Below are 17,712 nucleotides of genomic sequence, written 5' to 3'. Positions count from 1 at the left end.
AGGTCAACGCGCGTAGAGATAGGCCGCCACGTCGCGCGCCTCGGCCGGCGTGATGCCGGTCACGGGCATGGCGCTGCGCGGTGACAGCGCGCGCGGGTCGACGATCCAGGCGACCAAGTTGTCTGCCGTGTTGCGCGTCACGCCGCCGACATAGACACGCTCCCGCAGCTTTGCCAGCGGCGCCGCCACGCGGCCGTCGGCACCGGGCACGCCGGGGATGGCGTGGCAGCCGCCGCAGCCGTATCGGATCAGCAGCGCCGGGGCGCGGTCCGGCTCCCCGCCGGTGATGGCGCGGGCCAGCTCGGCGTCCTGTTGCCGCTGCATGAAGGCCGCCCCCGACGCGCCGGCGGTACCGAGCAGCAGCAGGGTGCCGAGCGCCAGCAGCCAAAGGCGCCGGGCCGGGCGCGCGGCGGGCATGGCGGCGGCGGGCGGGGGCACGGCATCGGCGGCGTCGTCCGCGCGCCCAGCCAGCCAGCCCAGCAGCCCGCCTAGCAGCAGCCGCGCCAGGGTCCTACCGCGCATCGGCCACCCCCGCCGCCCGCCCGGAGCGTTGGATCCACACCGCAAGGAACGCCAGCGCCGCGCCGGCATAAACCGTGCCGGCGGGGATCCACATCACCAGCCCGGCAAGCTGCTGGTCCTCCAGCGCGGAAAGGCCGAGCCGGGCCGAGCCCGCCGTCTGCGCGCCGTAAAGCACGCGCGGCGCCAGCGCCATCAGCGTGCCCAGCAGCCCGGTGTGCAGCATGGTGACGAACAGGTGCATCGCCGCGGCACCCGCCGTGCAGCGCCTCAGCAGCGCCCACCAGAACAGCAACGCGGACAGGATGAAGCTGAGATGCTGCAGCCGGTGCAGGGTGACGTGCTGCACAGCGGCGTCGAACAGCGCGGGCACGTGCCAGGCCCAGATGGCGATGCCATGGGCGATCGTGGCGAAGACCGGCGCCGTCAGCAGCGCCTGCAGGCCGCATGGCCGCCAGCGCAGCGCCGGGCGGCGCCAGGCCGCTGGCAGCGCCCAGGCCAGCGCCCCGGCCGGGCGCGCCAGCACCAGCAGAGGTGCTGCCAGCGCCATGACCACCTCGTGCTCAATCATGTGCAGGGTGAAGACCCGCTCCCCCAGCCAGTGCAGCGGCGACAGCAGCGTGCCCGCCATCAGCGCCCATCCGGCCAAGTAGGTGCCGAGCTGCCAGGGCCGGATGCCGCGCCCGGGGCCGGCCCGCCGCCACAGCCGCGCGGTGCCCGCAGCATAGGCACCGAGCGACAGCAGCAGCGGCAGCACCACCCAGGGGTCGAAGGTCCAGGACGCGCCATGGACCTCGTCGCCATGCGCCTGCGCAGCGGCGGGCAGGAGCAGCGCCAGCAGGGCGGGGATCAGCGCGTGCATGGGTCCACCAGAATGCCGGACAGCGCCTGCAGCAGCAGCGCGAACCCCACCACCAGCCCCATCAGCAGGCCGAGCGAGCCGAGAAAGCCCGGCGTGCCTGCCTCGCCACCATGCGATCGACGTCACCGCCCAGGTGATCGCCGAGCGGGCGCTGGCCCGTTCGGAGGAGGCCCTGCGCCAAGCACAGAAGATGGAAGCAGTAGGCCAGCTCACCGGCGGCCTTGCGCACGACTTCAACAACCTGCTGACCGGCATGATGGGCAACCTGGAGCTGCTCCAGCTCCGCGTCGCCCGCGGGCAGCTCGACGACCTCGACCGCTTCGTTAGCGCGGCGCAGGGTGCGGGGCGTCGTGCTGCTGCGCTGACGCAGCGCCTGCTCGCCTTTTCGCGGCGGCAAACGCTGGACCCGAGGCCCACCGACATCAACCGGCTGCTGCGCGGGCTGGAGGACATGCTGTCGCGCACCGTGGGGGCGACCGTGCCGATCGAGATCATTGCGGCGCCCGAGCTGTGGGTGGCGGACATCGACGCCGGTCAGCTCGAGAACGTGGTGCTCAACCTGTGCATCAACGGCCGCGACGCGATGCCCGAGGGCGGCCGGCTTTCCATCACGACTGCGAACCACTGGGTGGACGAGCGCATGGGCCGGGAGCTCGACCTGTCGCCTGGCCAATATGTCTCGGTGGGCGTGACGGACGCCGGCGTCGGTATGACGCGGGACGTGATGGCGCGCGCCTTCGAGCCCTTCTTTACCACCAAGCCGATCGGCCAGGGGACAGGCCTCGGCCTGTCAATGGTTTATGGCTTTGCCCGGCAGTCAGGCGGCTCCATCCACCTCCAGTCCAAGGTCGGCGAAGGGACAACCGTCTGCGTTTATCTGCCCAGGCATCATGGCAAGGCCGACGACGCGGGAGCCGCGGAACAACTGAAGCTGGCTGCCACGTCGAAAAGCCAGACGGTCTTGGTCATCGATGACGAGGCGACCATCCGGCACCTGATCGACGAGGTGCTGGACGAGCAAGGCTACATCGTCATCAACGCGGCGGACGGGGCGGCCGGCATGAAGGTGCTGCAGTCGAGCGCAGAGATCGACCTGCTGGTCACCGACGTCGGCCTGCCGAACGGCCTGAACGGCCGCCAAGTGGCTGATGCCGCCCGGTTGCTTCGCCCCGGCCTGAAGGTGCTGTTCATCACGGGGTTCGCGGAAGCGTCCGCATTGGAAGGCGGGATGCTGCAGCCCGGCATGGAACTGCTGACCAAGCCCTTTACCCTCACCGACCTATCAACGAAGGTGGCAGGAATGTTGGATTAGCGAGCAAAACTAGTTATTTTTTTAAGGAAGGCGATGGCTATCAATCGCCTGTGGTAAAGCCATCAGTGCCGGTCACAATCCACCTCCGGGCTCACTTGCTCAGTGGCTTCAGCAATAGCGCAATAATCCCGTATTGCCGAGCCTATTTGTGTTGAGCGTAAGAAGCCGCTGAAAGCCGTGGCTTTGCGCTATCCGATACCTTACAAGCCCGCGCCCTTGATCATACAGTTGGTGAACCTGTGGATAAGCTGTCCCGCGACGAGCTCGAACAAGAACTGCGCAGCCGACGGTTGCAGGCAGACGCCATCGACCGTGCCCTACGCCGCGATGCAATCTTCGAGAGCGCCGTGGACTTCGCCATTGTCGTGTGTGATCAGGCAGGCGTCATCACCGATTGGAACAGGGGTGCTGAGTGTACCATGGGCTGGTCTGCCGCTGAGATGATCGGCCAGACCACGCATCGCTTCTATACTCTCGAGGATCGCGCCAATGGCCGTGTCGAGAGCGAGATGTCAAACGCGCTGCGCGATGGCAGTGCGCCGGACGAGCGGTGGCATCTGCGTAAGGATGGTTCCCCGTTCTGGGCCTCGGGCGAATTGATGCCGCTGCGCGACGACAACGGCGTCCACCAGGGTTTCGTGAAGATCCTACGGGACAGGACCAATCAACGCGTGGTCGGGGAGCGCCTGCGGGTCAGCGAGGAGCGCTTTCGTACCCTGTTGGAAGCCGTTGAAACGGCCTTCGCCATTGTGGAGGTGCGCTTCGACGCCGACGACCGGCCGGTCAATTATCGCTTTCTCGAAGCCAATGCCGCCTTCACCCAGCAGGCCGGCGTCGACCTGCGCGGCAAATGGGTCACAGAGTATGCCCCGGACCTGGAGCCATTCTGGTTCGAAACCTATGGGCGGGTAGCCAAAACCGGCGAGCCCGCGAACTTCGAGAACTACGCCAACACCTTTGATCGCTGGTTCGATGTCAGGGCCATGCGGATCGGTGACCCGGCGGAGCGGCAGATCGCGATCTTCTTCAATGACGTCACGGCCCGGCGTCGCCTGGAAGAGCAGCGGGTCGAGCTGACCCACGAGATGGTCCACCGGATGAAAAACATCCTGGCCATGGTGCAATCCATCGCGACGCAGACCTTTCGTACGGCCAGCAGTGTCGAGGAGGCCCGCGACGCGGTATCGGGGCGGATCTCAGCCTTGGCCCGTGCCCAGGACATCCTGACCGAAACGCAGTGGCGGGCAGCGCCGATCCGGGATGTGCTGCAGGCAGCGCTGGCGCCGCATCGCGACACCGGTACGAATCGTTTCACGTTCCAAGGCCCGAACATCGAGTTGACTTCAGAGCAAAGCCTCGGACTGTCGCTCGGGATGCATGAGCTGGCGACCAATGCGGCCAAGTACGGGGCACTATCAACCGCCGCTGGTCATGTCAGTATTTGCTGGAGTTGCGATATGGAGGGCGGGTTTCGCCTAGTCTGGCAGGAGACTGGGGGCCCTGCGGTGGCACCTCGGCAGCGGCAGGGCTTTGGCTCACGCTTGGTAGAGCGCTTGGTCGCGAATTATTTTGCTGGAACAGCCGAGCTGTTGTTTCAACCCGAAGGCGTGAAATTCGTTCTCACTGGGCAGGTGGAAGTTTCAATGTCGGCAACTCAAGCTAAACCTCGGCTGGGTGTCGAGATCAGGCCGGATATGAGAAAGCGCAGTTAGTCAAATGGGATCGATACACCCCCCCCAATACGCGGTGCTGATCGTCGAAGACGAGCCATTGCTACGCATGGATGCCATGGACTTGGCCGAGGACGTCGGGTTGCGGGCTTATGGCGCAGCGAACGCTGACGAAGCCATCTCGCTCCTGGAGCAGAACAATGACATCCGTATCCTGTTCACGGACATCCAGATGAAAGGGTCGATAGATGGCCTGAAACTGGCGCATGCGGTGCGCAAGCGTTGGCCGCCTATCCAAATCTTGGTCACTTCGGGCGTCGCAAAGGTTACCACCGATCAGCTGCCGGAGAACGGGTTGTTCTTCACGAAGCCCTATCCTCCACAGCTCCTCATGGACACCATGCGACGCATCGCGGCACGGATTATTTCTTAACGCCCACGACCTATGAGTTGCGGTTTGGGATGGTGTCCTATTTGGACTGCTTGCGGCCTTTAGCAAAGCCATCCATCCATTGAAGACGCTCTGCTAGATGGTCGTGCGGGTAAGGACATTCGCTAGCCTGCGAATTGAGATCAGATCCAACCGCAAGGCCTTGCCTGCTTCTTGGTGAAGGTTTGGCTCGCGATGTTCCATTCATTCCCTATGCCTACCGTCCTCCCCCCCCCCACCAGCCACAAACGCTGACAGGCAACATAAAGCGTTTCCCCCGGCTCGCAGGACTAGGCCCGATATGCAGTTATCGCGTGCCTAGGACAGGAAGTCAGATGTCGTAGATAGGTGGAAAGCGGCTGTAGCAGAACGCTAACTGAATTGCGTCCTCCGCGGCGCCTTAAGCGTCAAACCGTACATGGGCGTAGGGGAGCCATCTCGCCTAAAGATCGACTGAGGAGAGGCATCTCGATCTGGCAGGTGACACCATCGGCACCAAGCGTGAACAGTGTTCTTGACCCCGTCGAACGTGACAGCACCCGCTCGATCAGCACCCGACCATAACCGTGTCGAGATTGGTCCGCCGGCATGACGACGTCGCTCTCGCGCCAGTTCAGCACGAGCATCGGTCCGCGGTCCCCGTCCTGCGTGACCACCCAGCGCACCTCCAGCTGCCCCCTCTCCTCTTTCAGAGCGCCGTGCTTGACCGCGTTCGTCGTCAGCTCGTGCAGAACAAGAGCTAGGTCCTGAACGCGTTCGCCGGGGAGAAGGACCAAGGGACCGGCAACGGTGACCCTGCCATTCTCATCCCCGCCATAGGACCGCAATTCGAGCCGGACGACCTCCTCCAGCCCGATCTCATCCTCACGGTCCTGGCCGATGAGGCTCTGCACGCGCCCGAGGGCAACCAGCCGGTCGATAAGAGGCTTTGGGGTAGCCTGTCGCCCGAGCGTCTGCATGACGATCGCCTGTGCGACGTTCAGCAGGTTGCGGGTGCGATGATGCAACTCGGCCACCAGGACCCCCTGCCTCTCCTGAAGGCGCTTCAGATCATCGATGTCGGTCGAGGTGCCCAGCCACTCAAGCACGCGGTCTTCCGATCGACTGCTGCCGGAACTGTCATGCAAGGGCACGGAGCGGGTGCGGTGCCAGCGGTAGGCTCCGTCGGAAGCGCGACGCAAGCGGTACTCCACATCCAATCCGTTCTGATCGCGCGCTACGTGCCAAGCCTGCATCGTGGCCTCCCGATCATCGGGGTGCACGGCTTGCAGCCAGCCCAGGCCATGGGTCTGCTCCTGGCTCTGGCCGGTGTAGTCCAGCCACTGTGGGCTGGCCCAAGTCCAGTTCCCCTCGTCCCCAGAGCGCCACACAAGTTGCGGCATGTTCTCGACCAGTAGACGGAAGCGCTCCTTTTCCTCGTGCAGCCGCTCCTCCGACATGAGGCGCTCGGTCACATCCTGGCCGAGCCGGAGAAAGCCGAGCAGGGCGCCGTCCTCGTCGTACAAAGCCCGGGTGGAGCCCTCGACAAAGATCCGCCTGCCGCTCTTGTGGAGGTGCCAGCGGACGTTCGGGACGACACCATCCCGGCAGGCCGTCTCCGCCTCCCACCTGTCCTGCTGGCTTTCCCGGTCCTCGGGCGAGAAGGTGATGGCGGCCGACTGTCCGATCACCTCCGCCGCCGTCCAGCCGAACACGGCTTCTGCCCCGGGCAACCAGTCCGTGATACGGTCCTGCGGATCAGAAAGAAAGATAGCGTAGTCACGCACCTGCTCGACCGTGAGGCGGAAGCGCTCCTCGGTGGAGCGCAGGGTCCGGCCTAGGAGCAGCCGGTCGATCACCGAGCCTAGGATGGTGGTATAGGTGCGCAGGAATTGCACGTCGTGCTGGTGGAAGTCGCGCGGCTCGGTCGCGTCCACTTGCAGGAGGCCGAAAACGCGTCCACCGGGCAGGAAAATCGGCGCATTCACCAGGGCGACCACCCCGGCCTCCCGCAGGAAAGGCAGAATCTGAAAGCGCTCTTCCTTGCTGATGTCATGGGAGATCACGGGCATGCCGGCCTCGATCGCGAATGTCTCGGAGGAGTGCTCCTCCAGGGGTAAGCGTATCTTGCCCACGATGCCGGGATCCCAGCCCACCCCCGCCCGGACGAGAAGCTGGCGATCCGCGTGAAAGATCTCCAGGATCTTGGCACGCCCGGTACTGAGCGCCTCACCGACGAGCCGGCAGGCCTCTTGGAGAACTTGGTTGATGTCCTGAGAATGCAGAACGAACTCACCGAAGTCCCCAAGGACCTGCTGCCGCTTCATCATGGCATCAAAGTCGGGCATCACAGGTCCCTCTGATAACAGCCCCACTCTGACGGGAAGCGGCTGCGCGCCGGTCGCTTACTAGAGACCTTCGTATCTGGAACAACTCGAGGTTGCCAGAGTGGCTGCCTTGCGACGATGAGACCTGGGCCCGCTGGGGTCGACTGCTGATATGCCTGAACCGTGGCACCTGGGCGCCCCCTCCTGGCTAGACCCGGTATTTTTCTGTTCGTCAGCTTCGTGATAGCTGTCCTGACTCTCTGATTTTACATATCGATTTGGCCTCGCCGAGGATCGCTGAGCACGATAACATTCTATTATCGATCCTATGCTTATCAAGGGCGAGATAGCCATGAATAGGGCAGCGGATAAGGGCGGCAAGCCACGCGGAACTGAGTTCAGGGAGTATTGAACCGCCGCAGTGACATCACCTCCGGTGGCCAAATGCTTCCGAGCGCCCGATAGGGCCGTGGCGCAGCATTTTGACGATCTGGTCCGGCGCGCGTCACATTCGGCGAGGCCCCCTGCCGGGGCATCTTGGATGGGTGGAACAGGACATGCGGCATGACCGGTAAGGCACCCAACCTCGCCCTGATCACCATTGCCCAGGTCCTGGCGCTTTCACTTTGGTTTTCCGGCACGGCAGCCGGGCCGGGAATCGCCATGGAAGCAGGGCTCCCGCAAGGTTCGGCCTTTCAGGCGTTGCTGACGGGCGGGGTGCAGGCCGGCTTCGTGGCCGGCACCCTGGTCAGCGCGGTTCTGACCTTGGCCGACCGGTTCGACCCGCGCCGACTGTTCATCGCCTCCGCCCTCATCGGCGCCACGGTGAATGCGGCGATCCTCCTGCTACCCGCAGGGTCAGGCATCACCATCGCGGCGCGCTGTGTCACGGGTGCCGCCCTGGCGGGGGTGTATCCCGTTGGCATGAAGCTCGCGGTCGGCTGGGCGGGCCGGCGCGACACCGGGCTGGTGATCGGCATCCTGGTCGGCGGGCTGACGCTCGGGTCAGCTTCGCCACATCTGGCCAATGCACTGGGTGGGCTGGACTGGCGGCTGACCTTGCTGGCCGCGTCGCTGGCCGCGGTGGCCGCAGCCGGGTTGATGGCAGTGGTGCGGCTCGGGCCACGCCACGCAGTGGCGGCGCCCTTCCGGCCCGGCACGGCGCTGGAGCTATGGCGCGACAGGGGCACGCGGCTCGCGACGCTGGGTTATCTCGGCCACATGTGGGAGCTTTACGCGATGTGGGCCTGGGTGGGCGCCTATCTAGCGGCCAGCTTCGCGGCTTGGCGGGGCAGCGGCGGCGCGGCCGCCCCGGAGCAGGCGGCGCTGGCGACCTTCGCGGTCATCGCGGCCGGGACGCTGGGATGCGTGGCGGCGGGGCTGCTGGCTGACCGGCTGGGACGGGTGCGCGTGACGGTCGGAGCCATGGCGACCTCGGCCGCCTGCTGTCTGCTGGCGGGGCCGGCCTTTGGACTGCATCCGGCCGTGACGGTGGGGCTGTGCGCCGTGTGGGGCATCGCGGTGGTGGCTGATTCCGCGCAGTTCTCGGCCAGCGTTGCGGAATTGTCCGACCCCCGCGTGACCGGCACCATGCTGACGGTACAAAGCTGCTTGGGCTTCGCGTTGACCCTGGTCACCATCCACCTGATGCCGGTGCTGGTCACCACCCTGGGCTGGGGCGGCGCCTTTGCCGTGCTGGCGGTGGGTCCGGCGCTGGGCTGCGTGGCCATGCTGCGGCTCGGCCGCAGCCCGGCGGCGGCGAAGCTGGCCGGCGGGCGCGGCTAGCGAGCCGTCAAGGCGCCAGCCCGGCGCGTTTGGCGGAGGCCACAGGTGTTGCCGGGTCACCATCCATCGCGGCCGCGATCTCGCCTTCCAGCGCATCCAGCGCGAAGGGCAGCGACAGCACGCTGCCGAACGACAGCGCGGCCGCCGGCACGTCGCTGACCAACATCTCGCGGCCTTCGCGGTGCGCGCGCAGGAACGGCCGCATGGGCAGCGCCGCGATGTCGTTCGCCGTGCCGCTGGTGGAGATCCACACCAGCAGGTCTGCATCCAGCGGCGACAGGTCCTCGGGCGACAGCTTGGCGTAGAAGCCGCGCGTGCCGCTCAGCCGTTGCAACTCAGCCGGCACCACGAAGCCCAGTTCCGCCAGAAACCGCCCGCGCGTGTCCTGCCCGGTGAAGGCACCGGTTTCGCCGCCGAAATTATACGCGGCCACCGCCGTCCTGCCGGCCCAGTCGGGATGCCGGGCGCGCACCTCATCGAAGCGCCGTCGCGTGGCGGCCACGCGTTCGGCCGCGCGGTCCGCCAGCCCCAGCGCCAGCCCAAGGCGGGACACGATCTCGTCCCAAGGCTCGAAGCTCGCGGCACCGGCCTGCATCAGCACGGGCGCGATGCCGGACAGCGCATCGTATTCAGCGCGCGAGATGCCCGAGCCGATGCCGACGATCAGGTCCGGCTCCAGCAAGGCCACCCGCTCCACCGACACATCGCCCACCAGCACCGCCGGGGGCGGACCTGCGAGCAGGGGCCGCGCCCACGGCCAGATGGCATCTGGCTGATCGCCAAACCAGCGCCGCACCGCCACGGGCTGCACGCCCAGTGCCAGCAAGGCATCGCCCGTGGTGTAGCCCAGCGACACCACCCGGCGCGGCACGCCCCGCAGCACGGTTTCTCCGAACACATGCGGGATGCGCAGGCTGTCCTGCGCCAGGGCGGGCCACGTGGCGAGCCCGGCCACCGCGGCGCTTAGGACGCTGCGGCGCCGCAAGCCGCGCGGCGCCGGCGGGCTAGCATGGTCGATGCGCTGTGCGGCCAAGAAAGCTCTCCCGAAAAAAGGACGCGCCGCAGCTTGCCCGATCCGCCGGCTGCGTGATATTGATAATTATTCTCAAAATCTATTAGATGTGCCTGAGCACGGGGAACTGCGGTCATGGGTCGGACACACGGCAAGCGTCAACTGGGTTCGGCGCGTCCCCGCGGCAAATCGGTGGGGGTGCAGGCCACTCCGCTGGCGCGGTCGCTGGCCACGGGGGTGCTGGCTTGCAGTCTGGCAGGCCCGGCCCTGGCGCAGGCGCCCCAGGAAACAACATCCCCCCTGCTGCTGCCGACCGTGGAGGTGACCGCGCGTGGCGGCGTGGCCCCGGGCGAGCTTCAGCCAGCCTATGCGGGCGGTCAGGTGGCGGAAGGCGGCTCGCTGGGCCTGCTCGGCAGCACCCGCGCGCTGGACACGCCGTTCAGCACGCAGAACTTCACCTCGCAGCTGATCGAGGACCAGCAGGCCCGCACGGCGGCCGATACGCTGATCAATGATTCCTCTGTGCGCCTGACCACCGGCTCCAACGGCTTCAGCGACGAGTTCCAGATCCGTGGCCTCGCGGTGCCGGCCGGCGACGTGGGCTTCAACGGGCTGTACGGGCTGCTGTCCTCCAACCGTGTGCCGGCGGAGCTGATCGAGCGGATCGAGCTGATCAAGGGCCCCAGCGCGCTGATCAACGGCATCGCGCCCAATGGCAGCGTCGGCGGTGGCATCAACATCGTGCCCAAGCGCGCCGGCGAGGAACCGCTGACACGCCTGACCACCACCTATCTGGGCGCCGCCAACCTCGGCGCGCATGTGGATGTCGGGCGCCGTTACGGCAGCAACAACGAATGGGGCGTGCGCTTCAACGGGCTGATCCGCGACGGCGAAACCTCGATCGACGGCGGCGACCTGCGCAGCAACCTCGCCACGCTGGGCCTGGACTACCGGGGCGAGCGCTTCCGCTGGTCGGCCGACGCGATCTTCCAGCGCGACGAGACAGATGAGTTCCGGCCGCAGATCAGCATCCTGACCGGCGTCACCGAGATTCCGAAGCCGCCCAACGCGCGCCGCAACTGGTTTCCCGGCACCACGCTGACCCAGCAGGACACGACGCTGGCGACACGCGCCGAATACGACTTGACCGATGACCTGATGGTCTACGGCGCCATCGGCTACCGTGACGGCAAGAACCAGCAGATCTTCCCGGTCGCGGGCGGCATCGTGCGAAACGGTGACTTCACCCTCCGCAATTCCTACTACGATTCGTATTCCGAGACGTTAAGCGGCACCGTCGGTGCACGCTGGCGCTTCAACACGGCAGGCATTGGCCATACGCTGAACGTCGCCTATACCGGTTTCCAGCAGGAAAACGGCAACGCCTACATCCAGTCGTCCGCTAGCGTTCCCTCCAACCTGTACGACCCATCGCCACTCCCGATCATTACCGCGCCGCGCACCGATCCGCGCCGCTCCAACTTCACCACGCTCAGCAGCTTCGCGGTGGCCGACACGCTGAACTTCGGGGACCGCGCCTACCTGACGCTCGGCGCCCGGCAGCAGAACGTCGATGTGAAGAGCTACAACACCACCACCGGCGCGCGCACCTCGGGTTACGACGCCAGCGCCACCACCCCGCTGGCCGGGCTGGTGATCAAGCCGCTGGAGAACGTTTCTCTCTACGCCAGCTACGCAGAGGGCCTGACGCGCGGCGCCATCGTCGGTCCCAGCTACACGAATGCGGGGGCTGTACTGAATCCTTACAAGTCGGAGCAATATGAGGCCGGCGTGAAGGTTGACTGGGGGCGCATCACCACCACCGCCGCCGTGTTCCAGATCACGCGCCCGTCGTCGGCCGTGGATGCCAACAACAACCAGGGCTATGGCGGCGAGCAGCGTAACCGCGGCATCGAGCTTTCGGCCTTCGGCGAGATCGTGCCCGGCCTGCGCGGCATCGTCGGCGCCACCTTCCTGCAACCGGAGCTGACCAAGCCTGCCATCGCCTCGCAGCGCGGCAACGACGCCGCCGGCGTGCCGGACCGCACCTTTTCCGCCGCGCTGGACTGGCAAACGCCGTTGGAAGGCTTCGCGCTGACCGGCCGCATGATCTACACCTCCGGCGCCTACCTCACCACGGCCAACACCCAGCGCTTCGATGCCTGGACGCGGTTCGACATCGGTGCCCGCTACCGCACCGTGATCGCGGACAAGCCCGTGGTGTTCCGTGCCTCGCTGGAAAACGTCTTCGACGAGCAGTACTGGCTGACGGCCGGCACCTATGTGACCACAGGCTCGCCGCGCACCGTGCTGGTGTCCGCTTCCATCGACTTCTGACCGGCGCGGCCACGGGGCATCGCCGCGTGGCCGCCTCCCCCCTGTTGACCCCTGCCGGCCCGCCATGGCACGCAGGCCGCATGCCCCAGCTCCAGGCCACCCAGATCCCCGTCACCCCCTTCCAGCAGAACTGTGCCCTGGTATGGGACGCGGATAGCGGCCGCGGCACCGTGATCGACCCGGGCGGCGATGTCCCGCGCATCCTGGCCGCGCTGGACAAGGCCGGCTTTCTGGTGGACCGCATCCTGCTGACCCATGGTCACCTGGACCATGCCGGCGGTGCCGCGGCATTGAAGCGCGAGCTGGAAGCGCGGCAAGGTGGCAGCGTGCCGGTGGAAGGCCCCGACCGCCGCGACGAATTCCTTTTGCAGGACCTGGCCGGACAGGGTGCGCGCTTCGGCATCGAGGGGCTGGAGAACGTGCAGCCTGACCGCTGGCTGGCGGAAGGCGATACGGTGTCCATCGCCGGGCAGGACTTCGCCGTGCTGCATTGCCCCGGCCACACGCCCGGGCATCTGGCCTTCGTGTCCACGGCGCTGTCTGTCGCGGTGGTGGGGGACGTGCTGTTCCGCGGTTCCGTCGGCCGCACGGACTTTCCCTATGGCGACCACGCGGCACTGCTTGCTTCCATCCGGAACAAGCTGCTTCCCCTGGGCGACGACATCCAGTTCCTGTGCGGCCACGGTCCCGGCTCGACCTTTGGCGAGGAACGGCGAAACAACCCTTTCCTGAACGGCCGGGCCTGATCCTCCGGTCGCAGGGTGTGGCCGGCGGATCGCGCATTGCCAGGGCACGGGCGGTGGGGGCACTTTGGCGGCAGGACCAGGGCAGGCGGAGGACAGGACCATGAACCAGTTGCTGATGCGCCTTCCTGATGACGCGCTTTATGTCCGGATGCCCGCATGACCGCGCCGGTGCCGCGCATCCCCGCCGCCGTGCAGCGCCTGCTGGACGAGACGCTGCCGCCCGAGGCCATGGAACTGCTGTCTGGCCCGGTGGGCGAGGCCGTGGCCCAGGCCGCGGGCTATGCCAGCCAGGCGCTGTCGGACAACACGCGCCGCGCTTATGACAGCGACTGGCGCGCCTTCACGGCCTGGTGTGCGGCGGGTGGCATCGTGCCGCTGCCGGCGGCACCCGTGGTGGTGGCCGGGCACCTGGCGAGCTTGGCCAAGACGCTGGGCCGCAGCGGGCTGCGCCGCCGGCTGGCCGCCATCGCCCACCGGCACCGCGCGGCGGGCCACCCGTGGGAAGCGCGCCATCCAGCCATCGCCGCTACCATGCGCGGCATCCTGGCCGCCCATGGCAAACCGGCGCGCCCGGCGGCGGCGCTGACCTCGGTGGAGGTCAAGCGCCTGCTCGCCGCCTGCGGCACGGACACGGCAGGCGGGCGCGACCGCGCGCTGCTGCTGCTCGGCTTCGCCGGCGCCTTGCGGCGGTCGGAGCTGGTGGCCATCGACCGCGAGCACCTGCGCTTCACTTCCGAAGGCATGACCGTCTTCATCCCCCGCTCCAAGCGCGACCAGGAAGGCGAGGGCGCGACCCTGGGCATCCCGCGCGGGCTGAACCCCCTGTCCTGCCCGGTGCGGGCCATGGAGGAATGGCTGAAGCGCACGCGCATCGAATGGGGCGCGGTGTTCCGTCGCGTCAGCACCGGCGGCGCGTTGGAGGACCGGCTGAGCCCGCAGGGCGTGTGGAAGATCCTGCGCCGCCGGGCCGAGATGGCGAAGCTGACGGTGGATGAAACCGAGCGTCTGTCACCGCATGGCCTGCGCGCCGGCTTCATCACCGAAGCCTATCTGAAGGGCGCGCTGGACGAGCAGGTGATGCACCACGCCCGGCAGAAAAGCATCGCCACCACCCAGGGCTACCGCCGCCGCGCCCGCATCACCCGCGACAGCCCGGCGCGGCTGCTGGACCTGTGAGCGGGGCGGCCACCGCCGAGCATGTCGACTGGCTGTGGAACGAGCTGACCCTGAGCGGCCCCGTCGCACCGGTCGAGGAATTCCGCGAGGCCGCCGCCGGCGCGGGCGTCGTGCCCTGGACCCTGGATCTGGCGGCGCTGGAAGAGGAATTCCTGCTGCCCATGCTGTCGCCGCCGGACGGGGTGCGGGCCATCAGCCTGACCGGCGCCAAGCTGCTGGCCCGGCGGCTGCGCGATGCCGCCGCCGCCAACCACCAGGCCGCCATGGCCCGCGCCGACGCCGACCGGTCCTGCCCCTTCGACCTGCACCGCCTGTTGCCCGTGCCCCCCGCCATCCTGGCCCTGGGGCCAGAGGAGCCGGCCAGCCGCGACTGGCTCCGCGGCCATTGGGGCGTGGCGCGGCCGTTGCGCCACGTGCAGGGGTTGCCCGGCACGCTGGACCGGCGGAAGCGCAAGATGGGGCAGTTGCGCGTGGGCTTCTGGTCCGCCGACTGGTCCCCCTGGGCGGCGGTGGGCCGGCTCCGCCGGCGCTGGCCCATGCTGTCCTTTGAACTGGTGCCGCATTACCCGGGCGCCGGCCCGGCATGAGTGGCAGCACAACGCCCCGGCTCAGCGTCCAGGGCTTTGACGGGCCGCTGGACTTCCTTCTGGAGATGATCCGGCGTCAGCGCGTGGATCTTGGGCGCCTGTCCATCCTGCTGCTGACCGACCAGCTGGTCGCGGCGATCGAGGCGGATGGCGACACGCTGGAACACCGGGCCGACTGGCTGGTGATGGCCAGCGAACTGCTGTTGCTCAAGGCCCGCCTACTGGTTCCCGCCACGCCGGACGAGGCAGAGGATGCCGAGGCCGCCGCCGCCCGCCGCCTGGGGCTGCTGGAGGAGCTGGCCCGCATGCGGGCCGCTGCCGGATGGCTGGGCACGCGGCCACAACTCGGCCAGGTGGTCTTCGCGCGCGGGCAGGCGCTGCCCCGTCCCGCACGGCCCCAGGCCGAACTCTATGTCAGCTTTCTGGAAGCCACGCTGGCCATGCTGGAAGGCCCGGCACCGCGTCCGGCCGCCCCCCCGGCGGTGTATCGCCCCAACCCGCCGGAGCTGTGGCGCGTCCCGGATGCGCTGCGCCACATCGCGGAGCTGCTGGAGCGCCACCCCAGCGGGCTGACGCTGCTGCAATGCCTGCCGCCCGTCGCACAGGATGCGGCGGACCGGCGGCTGCGGCTGCGGGCGGCGGTCGCCTCCAGCTTCGTCGCGGGGCTGGAGCTGGCGCGCGACGGCCGGGTGGCCATGCTGCAGCCGGCGCCCTTCGGGCCATTGGCCTTGCGCCCGGAAACCCGGCAGGCGGCCTAGCCGCCCTCGTCCACGTCTGGGTCATCGGCCGGGTCGTGGTCGGCTTCCAACCCGGCCTCCTCGGCGTCCAGCGCCGCCGCCTCGGCCGGAAACACGCCGAAGCGGGCGGCCACGTCCGGTGCGTAGCGCAACAGGTCCGGCCGCAGCTTCAGCAGCGAGATGTCCTTGGACTTGCCTTCCAGCATCACGTCGAATTCCAGGCCCTCCGCATCGCGCATGAAGCGGGCGAACTCGAAGGGATTGGTGAAGTCGGCGTGGCCGGTCCAGACCGGCGGGCGCAGCACCTTGGTCTTCTTGCGGGTTTTGCGATCCGTCTTCACCAGTTCGCGCAATTCGGTACGGGGGGAAGAAAAGTGAATCTTCGGCCGCGCGTCTGCGGGCCAGGTGGCCAGGATGCGTCGAAGCACATCCACCATGTCCGACTGCGTGGGGTTGAGGCACCAGTGGTGCTGGTAGTCGAAGATCAGCCGCACGCCGGTTTCGCCATGCACCCACAGCACGTCCTCGGCCGAGAAGCGGATGTCGTCATGCTCCAGTACCAGCCGCCGCTTCACGTGCTCGGGCAGCGTGGTCCAGGTCTTCGCCCAGCGGGCACGGGAAGTTTCCACGTCGCCATAGGCGCCGCCCACATGCGTCACCATCACCGCCTCGGGCCCCAGCTCCATGCGATCCAGCATCTCGGCCTGGGATGCCAGGTCGCTGATGCTTTTGCGGGTGATCTCCGGGTCCGGGCTGTTGAGCAACACGTATTGCGAGGGATGGAACGACAGCCGGATATCCAGCTCCCGCGCCTTTTTGCCGATGGCGCGCAGCTCGGCATCGCTTTCCGCGACCATGTTGTGGAACTGCGGCATGTCGGGATGCGTGGCATAGGGCGCGAGGTCGGAGGACATGCGGTACATGTCGATCCGCCGCTTGGACAGGTAGTCCAGGATGGCGTCGATGTATTCCAGCGAGACCTTGAGGTGCGGGTTCTGCTGCCAGCGCCGGGTGTCGTTGCTTTTCAGCCCCTCCCGCCCCATCACCTTGACGGGAAAGCCGAGGCGCAGCGGCGCTACGCCGCTCACGCCGCCTGCTCCGGCACGGAAAACTCAGGGCCGAAGCCCAGCCCCTGGACGAAGCTGTTCCAGCTTTCCGGCCGCAACGCGCCGCCCGTCGCCTGGCGGTGACCGGAGCCGTACATCTCGTCCGCCCCCGGTGGCCGGTGCTCGGCCAGAAAGGCAATCAGGTCGCGGTCGCGCGCCGAGCGGATGGCGAAGTGCACCCAGCCGGGCCGGTATCCGGTGTTGGCCGCCATGACGACGTTGTCCTTCAACCGGCCGCGCCACTGCTGGGCGATCAGCGGGTGGATCTGGGTGGGAGAGCTGAAGCGGATCAGCGCCACATCGCCCCGCACCACGGGCGCCACGCGGCGGGCGGCGTCCAGTGCCGCCTTCACCTCGGCGCGCGCGGCGAGCAGCGCGGCGGCCTCGGGTCGGTCGGTGGCCAGCAGGTCCTTGGGCCCGTCCGCGGCCAGCAGCAGCGCCAGCGCGGGGCCGGCGTCGCCGGAGGCGCTGCGGCGCGGTGCATTGACCAGCGCCGCCGTGTCCCGCAGTGCCGTGACGCCGAAGCGTCGTGCCGCCTCCATCTCCGGAAAGCCCGCCTTGTCCGCCATGTCGCCGATCAGCCCCACGGCGGCCAGCCACAGCCAGGGCTCGGCGTCGGCCAGGGCGCCGGCGCACCAGAAAGCCAGCAGCGACGCGGTCGGGATAGGGTCCTGCCCGAAGCCGGTGATCACCGTGGCGCCCTCCGGCGGCGCGCCGGGCACGTGATGATCCACCACCACGGTCGGCACGCCGGGCCGGGGCAGCGCATCCTGCACGCCAAGATCGGTGATCACCAGCCCGCCCATCGGCTCCGCCGCCAGCTCGGACCGCATGCTGTCGGACCACGGGCTTTCGCCACGCCCGACGATGCGCGTGCGCACCTCCCAGCCCGCGGCCCGGAAGCCGCGCGCGAACAGCGCGGTGGCCGACAGCCCGTCGGCGTCGTTGTGGCCGAGCACCCAGACCGGGCGGGTGCGGTCAAAGGCCCGGATGGCGTCGGCAAAGCGGGAGGCGGTCGCGGCGCGCGCGTCGGCGGGGGCTGTCATGCCGGACACAAAGCGCCAGCGGGGCGGAAGTTGTGCCGCGTCGGGCCAAGCCTGAGGCACATGCACACGAAACCTTTACGG

General features: G+C 67.9%; 15 protein-coding genes. 9 read left to right on the top strand and 6 right to left on the bottom strand.

The genetic code is table 11. The features are described 5' to 3' along the window. Positions 1-3 precede the first annotated feature (3 nt). Both IAI59_RS23480 and IAI59_RS19830 read right to left on the bottom strand, forming a co-directional pair. Positions 4-522 (bottom strand): c-type cytochrome, encoded by a 519-nt coding sequence (locus IAI59_RS23480; protein WP_207415182.1) that lies wholly within the window; start codon positions 520-522, stop codon positions 4-6. Then, on the bottom strand, positions 512-1,381 hold the full coding sequence (locus IAI59_RS19830; RefSeq protein WP_207415183.1) for a cytochrome c oxidase assembly protein: 870 nt from the start codon (positions 1,379-1,381) through the stop codon (positions 512-514). The genes IAI59_RS23480 and IAI59_RS19830 overlap by 11 nt, the downstream gene beginning before the upstream one ends. Positions 1,382-1,514: 133 nt before the next feature. Here IAI59_RS19830 and IAI59_RS19825 point away from each other — a divergent pair, with 133 nt between their 5' ends. The 3 genes from IAI59_RS19825 (at position 1,515) to IAI59_RS19815 (ending at position 4,796) form a co-directional block, all read left to right on the top strand. After that, positions 1,515-2,693, top strand: coding sequence for an ATP-binding protein (locus tag IAI59_RS19825; RefSeq protein WP_336512453.1), 1,179 nt, complete (start codon positions 1,515-1,517; stop codon positions 2,691-2,693). A gap of 275 nt (positions 2,694-2,968) precedes the next feature. Then, positions 2,969-4,405 carry a sensor histidine kinase gene (locus tag IAI59_RS23390; RefSeq protein WP_272877400.1) on the top strand — a complete coding sequence of 479 codons (1,437 nt, stop codon included), beginning with the start codon at positions 2,969-2,971 and terminating at the stop codon, positions 4,403-4,405. 34 nt (positions 4,406-4,439) lie between these two features. Further along, positions 4,440-4,796: a response regulator gene (locus tag IAI59_RS19815; RefSeq protein WP_207415186.1), complete on the top strand. Its 357-nt coding sequence runs from the start codon at positions 4,440-4,442 to the stop codon at positions 4,794-4,796. 404 nt (positions 4,797-5,200) lie between these two features. Here IAI59_RS19815 and IAI59_RS19810 read toward each other — a convergent pair whose 3' ends face one another. Beyond that, the gene (locus IAI59_RS19810) at positions 5,201-7,120 is read right to left on the bottom strand and encodes a PAS domain S-box protein (RefSeq protein WP_207415187.1); all 1,920 of its coding nucleotides are present in this window, start codon (positions 7,118-7,120) and stop codon (positions 5,201-5,203) included. Between the two features lie 543 nt (positions 7,121-7,663). Here IAI59_RS19810 and IAI59_RS19805 point away from each other — a divergent pair. Then, a complete protein-coding gene (locus tag IAI59_RS19805) occupies positions 7,664-8,884 on the top strand; it encodes an MFS transporter (RefSeq protein ID WP_207415188.1) in 1,221 nt (406 codons plus the stop codon). Positions 8,885-8,891: 7 nt separating this feature from the next. Here IAI59_RS19805 and IAI59_RS19800 read toward each other — a convergent pair whose 3' ends face one another. Continuing rightward, complete coding sequence (locus IAI59_RS19800) at positions 8,892-9,917, bottom strand: ABC transporter substrate-binding protein (RefSeq protein WP_237180371.1); 1,026 nt, start codon at positions 9,915-9,917, stop codon at positions 8,892-8,894. Between the two features lie 114 nt (positions 9,918-10,031). Here IAI59_RS19800 and IAI59_RS19795 point away from each other — a divergent pair, with 114 nt between their 5' ends. The 5 genes from IAI59_RS19795 (at position 10,032) to IAI59_RS19775 (ending at position 15,500) form a co-directional block, all read left to right on the top strand. Continuing rightward, a complete protein-coding gene (locus IAI59_RS19795; protein WP_207415189.1) occupies positions 10,032-12,233 on the top strand; it encodes a TonB-dependent receptor in 2,202 nt (733 codons plus the stop codon). Positions 12,234-12,313: 80 nt separating this feature from the next. Continuing rightward, on the top strand, positions 12,314-12,979 hold the full coding sequence (locus tag IAI59_RS19790) for an MBL fold metallo-hydrolase (protein ID WP_207415190.1): 666 nt from the start codon (positions 12,314-12,316) through the stop codon (positions 12,977-12,979). A 156-nt stretch (positions 12,980-13,135) separates the two neighbouring features. Further along, the gene (locus IAI59_RS19785; RefSeq protein ID WP_207415191.1) at positions 13,136-14,155 is read left to right on the top strand and encodes a tyrosine-type recombinase/integrase; all 1,020 of its coding nucleotides are present in this window, start codon (positions 13,136-13,138) and stop codon (positions 14,153-14,155) included. Then, the gene (locus IAI59_RS19780; RefSeq protein ID WP_207415192.1) at positions 14,152-14,742 is read left to right on the top strand and encodes a hypothetical protein; all 591 of its coding nucleotides are present in this window, start codon (positions 14,152-14,154) and stop codon (positions 14,740-14,742) included. Before IAI59_RS19785 ends, IAI59_RS19780 begins: the two co-directional genes overlap by 4 nt. After that, positions 14,739-15,500 (top strand): segregation and condensation protein A, encoded by a 762-nt coding sequence (locus tag IAI59_RS19775; protein WP_207415193.1) that lies wholly within the window; start codon positions 14,739-14,741, stop codon positions 15,498-15,500. The genes IAI59_RS19780 and IAI59_RS19775 overlap by 4 nt, the downstream gene beginning before the upstream one ends. Here the strand turns inward: IAI59_RS19775 and uvsE are convergent. Continuing rightward, a complete protein-coding gene (uvsE, locus tag IAI59_RS19770; protein ID WP_207415194.1) occupies positions 15,497-16,567 on the bottom strand; it encodes a UV DNA damage repair endonuclease UvsE in 1,071 nt (356 codons plus the stop codon). The two genes, IAI59_RS19775 and uvsE, sit on opposite strands and share 4 nt — an antisense overlap. Next, positions 16,564-17,631, bottom strand: coding sequence for a single-stranded-DNA-specific exonuclease RecJ family protein (locus IAI59_RS19765; protein WP_207415195.1), 1,068 nt, complete (start codon positions 17,629-17,631; stop codon positions 16,564-16,566). Before IAI59_RS19765 ends, uvsE begins: the two co-directional genes overlap by 4 nt. Between the last annotated feature and the right edge of the window lie 81 nt (positions 17,632-17,712).

This window comes from Roseomonas haemaphysalidis, from assembly GCF_017355405.1.
In the GTDB taxonomy this organism is placed as follows: Bacteria; Pseudomonadota; Alphaproteobacteria; order Acetobacterales; family Acetobacteraceae; genus Pseudoroseomonas; species Pseudoroseomonas haemaphysalidis.
The sequence above is the reverse complement of the archived record's forward strand: the minus strand, read 5'-3'. Positions and strand labels throughout refer to the sequence as shown.

Coding starts and splice junctions, on each gene's coding strand:
- IAI59_RS19785 (WP_207415191.1), top strand. CDS start 13,136: ATGACCGCGCCGGTGCCGCGCATCCCCGCCGCCGTGCAGCGCCTGCTG.
- IAI59_RS19810 (WP_207415187.1), bottom strand. CDS start 7,120: ATGCCCGACTTTGATGCCATGATGAAGCGGCAGCAGGTCCTTGGGGAC.
- IAI59_RS19795 (WP_207415189.1), top strand. CDS start 10,032: ATGGGTCGGACACACGGCAAGCGTCAACTGGGTTCGGCGCGTCCCCGC.
- IAI59_RS19775 (WP_207415193.1), top strand. CDS start 14,739: ATGAGTGGCAGCACAACGCCCCGGCTCAGCGTCCAGGGCTTTGACGGG.
- IAI59_RS19790 (WP_207415190.1), top strand. CDS start 12,314: ATGCCCCAGCTCCAGGCCACCCAGATCCCCGTCACCCCCTTCCAGCAG.
- IAI59_RS19830 (WP_207415183.1), bottom strand. CDS start 1,381: ATGCACGCGCTGATCCCCGCCCTGCTGGCGCTGCTCCTGCCCGCCGCT.
- IAI59_RS19805 (WP_207415188.1), top strand. CDS start 7,664: ATGACCGGTAAGGCACCCAACCTCGCCCTGATCACCATTGCCCAGGTC.
- IAI59_RS19765 (WP_207415195.1), bottom strand. CDS start 17,631: ATGACAGCCCCCGCCGACGCGCGCGCCGCGACCGCCTCCCGCTTTGCC.
- IAI59_RS23480 (WP_207415182.1), bottom strand. CDS start 522: ATGCGCGGTAGGACCCTGGCGCGGCTGCTGCTAGGCGGGCTGCTGGGC.